7 protein-coding genes are annotated in these 7869 nt (G+C 65.4%); 3 read left to right on the top strand and 4 right to left on the bottom strand.

Features of this window, described 5'->3' with window-relative positions:
- Nucleotides 1–210: 210 nt before the first annotated feature.
- Nucleotides 211–1158 carry an SMP-30/gluconolactonase/LRE family protein gene (locus tag F2P46_RS35010; protein WP_208296911.1) on the bottom strand — a complete coding sequence of 316 codons (948 nt, stop codon included), beginning with the start codon at nt 1156–1158 and terminating at the stop codon, nt 211–213.
- Nucleotides 1159–1260: 102 nt separating this feature from the next.
- Here F2P46_RS35010 and F2P46_RS35005 point away from each other — a divergent pair, with 102 nt between their 5' ends.
- Nucleotides 1261–3462: an NHL repeat-containing protein gene (locus F2P46_RS35005; protein ID WP_229509587.1), complete on the top strand. Its 2202-nt coding sequence runs from the start codon at nt 1261–1263 to the stop codon at nt 3460–3462.
- Between the two features lie 40 nt (nt 3463–3502).
- Here F2P46_RS35005 and F2P46_RS35000 read toward each other — a convergent pair whose 3' ends face one another.
- Both F2P46_RS35000 and F2P46_RS34995 read right to left on the bottom strand, forming a co-directional pair.
- Entirely contained in the window at nt 3503–4165 is a 663-nt protein-coding gene (locus tag F2P46_RS35000; protein WP_166899025.1) for a CCXG family PEP-CTERM protein, read from the bottom strand.
- A gap of 356 nt (nt 4166–4521) precedes the next feature.
- Complete coding sequence (locus tag F2P46_RS34995; protein ID WP_166899023.1) at nt 4522–5811, bottom strand: D-amino acid dehydrogenase; 1290 nt, start codon at nt 5809–5811, stop codon at nt 4522–4524.
- Between the two features lie 103 nt (nt 5812–5914).
- On the opposite strand from F2P46_RS34995, the gene F2P46_RS34990 reads away from it, so the two are divergent.
- A complete protein-coding gene (locus F2P46_RS34990; protein ID WP_166899021.1) occupies nt 5915–6418 on the top strand; it encodes an Lrp/AsnC ligand binding domain-containing protein in 504 nt (167 codons plus the stop codon).
- Nucleotides 6419–6425: 7 nt separating this feature from the next.
- Here F2P46_RS34990 and F2P46_RS34985 read toward each other — a convergent pair whose 3' ends face one another.
- Nucleotides 6426–7283, bottom strand: coding sequence for a pirin family protein (locus tag F2P46_RS34985; protein WP_166899020.1), 858 nt, complete (start codon nt 7281–7283; stop codon nt 6426–6428).
- A gap of 149 nt (nt 7284–7432) precedes the next feature.
- On the opposite strand from F2P46_RS34985, the gene F2P46_RS34980 reads away from it, so the two are divergent.
- Nucleotides 7433–7720, top strand: coding sequence for a DUF378 domain-containing protein (locus F2P46_RS34980; RefSeq protein WP_166899018.1), 288 nt, complete (start codon nt 7433–7435; stop codon nt 7718–7720).
- The last annotated feature ends 149 nt before the right edge of the window (nt 7721–7869 follow it).

The following is a 7869-nucleotide window of genomic DNA, read 5'->3' as shown; positions in this document are numbered from 1 at the left end:
GTCCTGAGCAAGCCACGTCCGGTCTGCCGAGAACTGACCACCAACCCGCCAACCTTCAACCGCATACTGCGCCATTCGATGCCCCGTTCAATCGGGTAGGGCATCCATTACCCGCGACCATCGAAAATACTGCCGACGAGGTTTCGTATCGTCCAGCCAGCAACGCACTGGCAGTTCATGAAACATTCAGGCTAGCAACCACCGCCTTGTTTACTGCGCCGCCCTGGCGCCGCCGGCCTGGCGTTGCTGCCATTCCAGCCCCGGACGCGCCACCCGGAATTGCAGCAACTGCCCGTGCTCCACCTCGGTCACATAGGCCGTGCGTCCGTCCGGTCCGCCGAAGCTGATATTGCTCGGCTTCTTGCCGGGCAGGGCGATTTCGGCCAGGGTGCGGCCTTCGGGCGACAGCTTGACCACCGTGCCCTTGCCGATCCGCGTGACGTACAGGTTGCCGTCGACATCGACCCGCATCCCATCGAGCCCGTGATCGGCAAAGCTGGCGATGCGGCGCTTGCCGCCGAGCGTGCCATCGGGCGCGATCGTGAACGCCCACACCACGCGCTGCACGCTTTCATTCACATACAGGGTGCGTCCGTCCGGGCTGACGTCGATGCCGTTGGCGGTGCCGAGCTGGTCGGCCGCGAGCGTCACTTTGCCGTCGCGCCCGATGCGCCACACGCGTCCGCTGTTTTTCTTCCAGTCCGGGTCGCTCGCATAGATGACCCCGGCGGCCGTGATGGCCAGGTCGTTCGGCTGGCTCATGGCGCTCTCGCGCGCGTGGATGGCAATTGCGCCGCTGGCCGGATCGATCCGGTAGATCGTGTGTTCGACGTAATCGGCCACGTACATGGCGCCGTCCGGCCCGAAGCGGATGCCGTTGGCCACGCTGGCGCCGGGCAGGGTCACGAACACCTCGGCCTCGCCGTTCGGCTTGACCTTGCCGATGGTTTGCTGACGCGCAAAATTGACCGCATACACATTACCTGCGGCATCGACGGCAGGTCCTTCCACCCCGAAGGTGAACGACTGGGGCGCCGTCAGGGCGCTGGCCACGTGCAAGCGCTCCAGGGTGGCCGGGGGCGCGCCGGCGGCCAGGGCGGTTCCCGCCTGGCAGGCGGCCAGGGCCAGCGCGCACGCCAGCCTGTTCGAGCTCATCATGAAAACTCCGATCGTGAAATCGCCGGTCATCCGGCCGGCAACTAGTGTACTTGATGATGAGGTAAGCTTCGTGTTTTGATAATGCGCAGCCAGGTGACAAGTTTGAACGGAAAATACACGAAGCCGCTTCTGATCGCGGCGGCCATCGGCGCCATTGGCGCGGGCGGCGCTTGGTACGCGCTGCAACGCGGCGCGCCGCCCTCGGTGGCCGGGGTGGCGGCCATGGTCGGCATCAAACCGCAACCGACCGTGCTGGGCTGGCCGGTGAGCATCGGCGCCGTGGCCGGCAACGGCAGCGCCGGCTTTGCCGATGGCGGCGCGGCGCAGGCGCGCTTTTCCGACCCCTTCGGCATGGTGATCGACCGCGACGGCAACCTGTTCGTGGCCGACGCCGGCGAGAACAACCGCATCCGCAAAATCACGCCCGAGGGAGTGGTGTCCACCCTGGCCGGCGGCAAGGAAGGCTTTGCCGACGGCAGCGGCGCGACGGCCGCGTTCCACACCCCGTCCGGCATGGCCATCGACGGCGCCGGCAACCTGTATGTCGCCGATACTGGCAACAACGCGATCCGCAAAATCACCCCGCAAGGCGTGGTCAGCACGCTCGCCGGCGGCGGCGTGGCCGGCTACCTGGACGGCAAGGCGGACGTCGCCATCTTCAACGGGCCGGTTGGCGTGGCGGTCGACAAGGCCGGCGTGGTGTACGTGGCCGACACCTACAACGACCGCATCCGCGCGATCGCACCGGACGGCATGGTGACCACGCTTGCCGGCGGCGCGCCCGGCTACGTGGACGGGCCGTTCGCCAGCGCGCAGTTCGACACGCCCACCTCGGTCGTGGTCGACGCCAAAGGCGCGCTGTACGTGGCCGACACCAGCAACGGCGCGGTGCGCAAGCTGACGCCGGACGGGCAGGTCAGCACCCTGGCCAAGGCGCCGGAAGACGCCGAAAAACCGCTGCTGCGGCGCCCGGTCGCGCTGGCGCTCACGCATGACGGCTTTCTGTACGTGGGCGACATCTGGCGCGGGCGCATCCTGCAAGTGACTCCGGACGGCCTCTTGCAGGGCCTGACCGGAATCGGCGTCGACATCGAGGTCGGTGACGACCGGGCGCTGCGCCTGAGCCGCCCCAGTGCCATCGCGCTCGACCGCGCGGGCGGGCTGTATGTCAGCGATGCCGTCAAGCGCACCGTGCACCGGGTCTCGCCACGGCGCGACGGCGCCAGCGCGGTGCTGGCGCCCAAGGCGGCGGCGCCGGTTGCCACGGCCGCGCCGGCCGCTGTGCCGCTTGTCATGCCCGCATCCGGGCCGGCGCCGGCGGCGGCCGGGCGGTTTCCGTGGCCGTTCAAGCCGCAGGACCAGCGCCACGAAGTGGTCGGCACCATCGGCGAAGTACGCGGCAGCTACAACGGCGAAAGCCGCCACCACTTCCACAGCGGCCTCGACGTGCAGGCCGACATGGGCGTGCCGGTGCTGGCGGTGGCCGACGAAAAGGTCAGCAGCCCCGTGCCCAACTGGGCCTTCGGAGAGGTGGGCGAAGGCATGAGCATCGACGGCATGGCCTACATCCACATGCGGGTCGGGCGCACGGGGAAGGATGCGCCGCTCGATCCGGCGCGCTTCATCATGCTCAATAACGAGAAAGGCAAGCCGGAGCGCATGCGCGTGCGGCGCGGCACGCGCTTTCACGTCGGCGACGCGCTGGGCACGGTCAACCGCATGTACCACGTGCACCTGGTGTACCAGCCGGGCGGGGTGGAAGCCAATCCGATGGTGCTGCCGTTTACCGGCTTTTCCGACCAGGTGGCGCCGCGCATCGACAAGATCGAGTTGGTCGACGCGGCCGGCACGGCGCTGGCGCGCAAGCCAGGCAAGCGCGTGATGGTGGCGCGCGGCGCCGGGCCGCTGGGGATCGTGGTCGACGCCTACGACCAGGCCGACGGCAACGCCGCGCGGCGCAAGCTCGGTTTGTACAAGGTGGGTTACCAGGTCTTGCAGGCCGATGGCACGCCGCTGGCCGGCTTCGGCAAGCCGCTGGTCAATATCGAATTTAACAAGCTGCCGCCGGACCCGGAAAGCGTCAAGCTGGCGTACGCCGACAACAGCGGCATCACCGTGTATGGCAGCGCGACGACGCGCTTCTTGTACGTGGTGACCAACACCGTGCGCGACGGCGTGGCCAAAACCGGCGGCTGGGACCCGGCCGCGCTGGCGCCGGGCGACTACCTGATCCGCATCTTCGCCGCCGACTATGTCGGCAACGAAGCGCAGAGCGGACGCGACCTGCCGATCACGGTGGAATGACGAGGGCAGGCCGGCGTGGCGCGGCCTGCCCCGGCATGCTTTAAGCGTTGACGCTGGCCGGGCGCTGGCGACGGTGCGCGAGAAAGCCCAGCATGGCCATGCCGGTCAGGAACATGGCATAGGTTTCCGGTTCCGGGACGGCGCTGACCAGCTGATCCGTATTGCTGAAGCTGGTGAACGTGCCGGCGGGCGCCATGAACTGCGCCTGCTGGCCGCCATCGCAGCAGCCCTCGAAGCCATAGATGGTCAGGGTATGGTTGCCCGCGCCCAGATTGACTGCCGCGTTGAAGTACTGCGAAGCATTGTTGTACTGGCCGGCCCACCACATATCATGGCTTTTCACGTCGAGCGCCACATCGTTGAGGAACAGCGCGCCGCCGAAGCCGAAATCGACGCCTGCGCGGAACTGCCAGAGGCCGGCGTTCGCTTGCGTGACGCCGAAATTGATGGTCGACTTCAGCGCAAAATTACTGTTCCCGCCGAACAGGCTGGCGTGGCTGATGTTGTTGTACGACTCGACGCTGGTCTTGGTGTAGGCCGCGCCCCGCAGCGAAGCGTTGACGGCGCTCTGGTAGGCGCTGGCGTCGGCCAGCGTGCCTGATGGCGTGGCGGACGCCGATTCGATCGTGATCGTGCTGGCGCAGACACTGCCGGCGACGGTCAGGGCAGCGGCGGCCAATACCCACGAGAGATTCTTTTTCATATAGTTTCCTGGACGAGGACCGTGCGCGCAACGGCGGCGCGGTCGGGATGAAAGAAGTTTTCGCTCCGCACGAGCGTCCAAGGCATGCGATGGACGATCAGTCTGGGTGCTGGCGCTGAATCACGGTGCATCGGAGATGTTCCGGATGCACGAACAGTATCCAAAGAGTAACATGAATTCGCCTCCACCAACTTCCTTCATCAGCGCTGTCCACCTTTTACAACGTCCATTTCCTACCCTGCCGTCAAAACGCCTACAACCGGGGTCTGACCTCTGATTCGCAACAAAAAATGTTTCGAATCAGAGGTCAGACCCCGGTTGTAGGCGGGTTTGGTGCGGGGGTAGGAGTTTTGGTGTCAGGCGTTGGCGAGGTCGAGGCGGGCGTCGCTGCCGCGGCCGTGGTAGCGAGCAGCCGACAGGTCGTCGAAGCGGATCGCCGGGCGCTTGGCCGACATCAGGTCGGCCAGCATCTGTGCCGAGCCGCACGACATGGTCCAGCCCAGGGTGCCGTGCCCGGTGTTGAGGAACAGGTTGCCCAGCGCGGTGCGACCGACGATCGGGGTGCCATCCGGCGTCATCGGGCGCAGTCCGGTCCAGAACGTGGCCCGCGCGCTGTCGCCGGCCCCAGGGAACAGGTCGCCCACCACCATCTCGAGCGTGGCGCGACGGCGTGGGTTGAGCCGGTGGTCGAAGCCGGCAATCTCGGCCATGCCGCCCACCCGGATGCGGTCCTCGAAACGGGTCACGGCAATCTTGTAGCTTTCGTCCAGGATGGTCGAGACCGGCGCCTTGCTGGCATCGGTGATCGGCACGGTGATCGAGTAACCTTTCATCGGGTACACGGGAATGTCGACGATCGATGCCAATAACGCCGTCGAGTGCGCGCCAAGCGCGACCACGTAGGCGTCGCCTTGCACCAGCTCGTCGCCGCACTGCACGCCGCCGATCGCGTTGCCGCTCACCGCCAGGCGGTCGATCGCGACGTTGTAGCGAAAGCGCACGCCCAGCGCTTCGGCCATGCCGGCCAGGCGCGTGGTGAACAGATGGCAGTCGCCGGTCTCGTCATTGGGCAGGCGCAGCGCGCCGACCAGCTTGTCCTTGACCAGCGCCAGCGCCGGTTCGGCCTGGCCCAGCTGGTCGCGCGTGAGCAGCTCGTACGGCACGCCCGAATCGCGCAGCACCTTGATATCTTTTTCCGCGCTGGCAAACTGTTGTTCGGTGCGGAACAGTTGCATGGTGCCTTGCTGCCGGCTTTCATAGCTGATGCCGGCTTCTTCGCGCAGGGTCTTGAAGCAGTCGCGACTATACTCGGCCAGGCGCACCATGCGTTCCTTGTTCACCGCGTAGCGGTCGGCGGTGCAGTTGCGCAGCATGTCCCACATCCATTTGAGCTGGAAGGTGGTGCCGTCGGGCGTGATCGAGAGCGGGGCGTGGCGCTGCAGCATCCATTTCATCGCCTTCAGGGGAATCCCGGGCGCGGCCCACGGCGAGGCGTAGCCGGGCGAAATCTGGCCGGCGTTGGCGAAGCTCGTTTCGAGCGCGGGACCGGGCTGGCGGTCGAGCACGGTGACGTCGTGGCCGGCCTTGGCCAGGTAGTAAGCCGTGGTGACGCCGATAACGCCGCTGCCCAAAATGACGACACGCATGGTCTCTCCGGAAGATTAAATGTGGATGCAAGAATTTCCGCTATATTATTGGGTTTCAACCAGGCTTTGTTCACGTATAACTGCACTTATTTAGTGGAATTTCATGCGCATCGTTAAAGAATCGACCCGCAGCCTCGACAAGCTCGACCGCCACATCCTGCGCATCCTGCAACTCGAAGGGCGCATCTCGATGAAGGACCTGGGCGAGCGGGTCGGCTTGTCGGTCACGCCCTGCATCGAGCGCGTCAAGCGCATGGAGCGCGACGGGGTCATCAGCGGGTATTACGCGCGCGTCGATCCGGCCGCGCTGGGGGCGAAGTTGCTGGTGTTCGTGGAAATTACCCTGAACCAGAAGTCGGCCTCGGCCTTCGAACAGTTCCGGCGCGAGGTGCTGCGCATTCCCGAGGTGCAGGAATGCCATCTGGTGTCGGGCGACTTCGATTACCTGATCAAGGCGCGCATTCACGAGATGGCCGAGTACCGCAAGCTGCTCGGCGACATGCTGCTGCAGTTGCCCGGCGCGGCGCAGTCGAAAAGCTATGTGGTGATGGAGGAGATCAAGGAGACCCTGGTGCTGTCGACCGAGGCGCTCCTCTCGCAGGGCTGATGCGGCCTTAACGCAAGCTCTGGAAGCGCCCGGCTTCGAAGTCGGCAATGGCGGCCTCGATTTCCTCGCGCGTGTTCATCACGAACGGTCCGTGCGACACCAGCGGCTCGTTCAGCGGCGTGGCGTGGCCGAAGATCAGCAGCGCATCGGTCTCGGCGGCAATCGTCAGGGCGACGCCTTCCTCGCTCAGTTCGGCCAGGTGGAAGGCGTCGGCGCGGTCGCCGTTCACTTCCACGGCGCCGCGCACCACATACAGGAACACATTGCGCGCGCGCAGGTCCGGCACGTGCAACTGGCCGCCGGCGCGCATCGCAACAGTGCTCATGAACACACCGGTCAGCGATTGCAGCGGGCCTTCGCTGCCATCCCATGCGCCGGCGATCAGGTGCAGGTCGACCTTGCCGCCATCGAGTTGCAGCGTCGGAATATCGCCGCGCTGCAGCCCGGTGTAGGCCGGCGCCGTCATCTTCAGGCGTCCCGGCAGGTTGATCCATAGTTGCAGGATTTCGAGCTGGCCGCCCTGTTCGCGAAACGCCGGCGGCGATACTTCGGCATGCACGATGCCGCTGCCGGCCGTCATCCATTGCACGCCGCCGGCGCCGATGACGCTCTCGTGCCCGGCGCTATCCTTGTGCATCAGGGCGCCGTCGATGATGAAGGTCACGGTGTCGAAGCCGCGGTGCGGATGCGGCCCGAACGGCAAGCCACGGTTGCCCGGCGGGTAGTGCTGCGGACCATGGTGATTGAGAAACAGGAAGGGATCGATCTGCTCGACATACGGTCCCGGCAGCGGGCGCTGGGTCATCAGCTCGCCAATGTCGTCGCGCTGCGCGGGATGCAGGCGCTTGATGCTCTTTTCGCTCATGGGCGAACTCCTTGGATGGGTGGACTCGTCCATCACCATACCCGAAGCGCGGCGCGCGCGTCGGCCTGCACGATCGCGCAAACTTTATGCCCCGCTGTGCTGTCCTAGAGGGACGCCACCGCTCTGGTGGAGACCACAAGGAGGCAGTAATGGCAACAATGAACGCACCCGCAAACGAACGCCGCCACATTCCCGAACGGCGCAATTCCGGCAGCATCTTGCACGCAACGCATTTTTCAGCCCTCGACTGGGTCGCGATGGTGCTGATGATTGTCGGCGGTATCAACTGGGGCCTGGTCGGGGCCTTCGAGCTCGATCTGGTGGCCGCGCTGTTCGGCGAGCGCAGCACCTGGTCGCGCCTGGTGTATGTGGTTGTCGGCATCGCGTCGCTGTATGGTATTTACGTGCTGAGCAAAATGGCCGCGCGCAGCCGCTAGCCTGAATTTTGCATAAAAAAGAGCAAGAATGCCGTAAGTGATTGATAAAATGTGAGTTATCCCTAAAACACAATTTCAACACGAACGCACCTTGCCCGGCATGAATTCTACCTCAGAGCAGCTACGTTTTGCATCGATTCCAGCCCACA

The sequence above is a fragment of the Massilia sp. CCM 8734 genome, from assembly GCF_011682155.1.
Lineage (GTDB): Bacteria > Pseudomonadota > Gammaproteobacteria > Burkholderiales > Burkholderiaceae_D > Telluria_A > Telluria_A rubra.
This window is presented reverse-complemented; position numbering and strand designations above follow the sequence as displayed.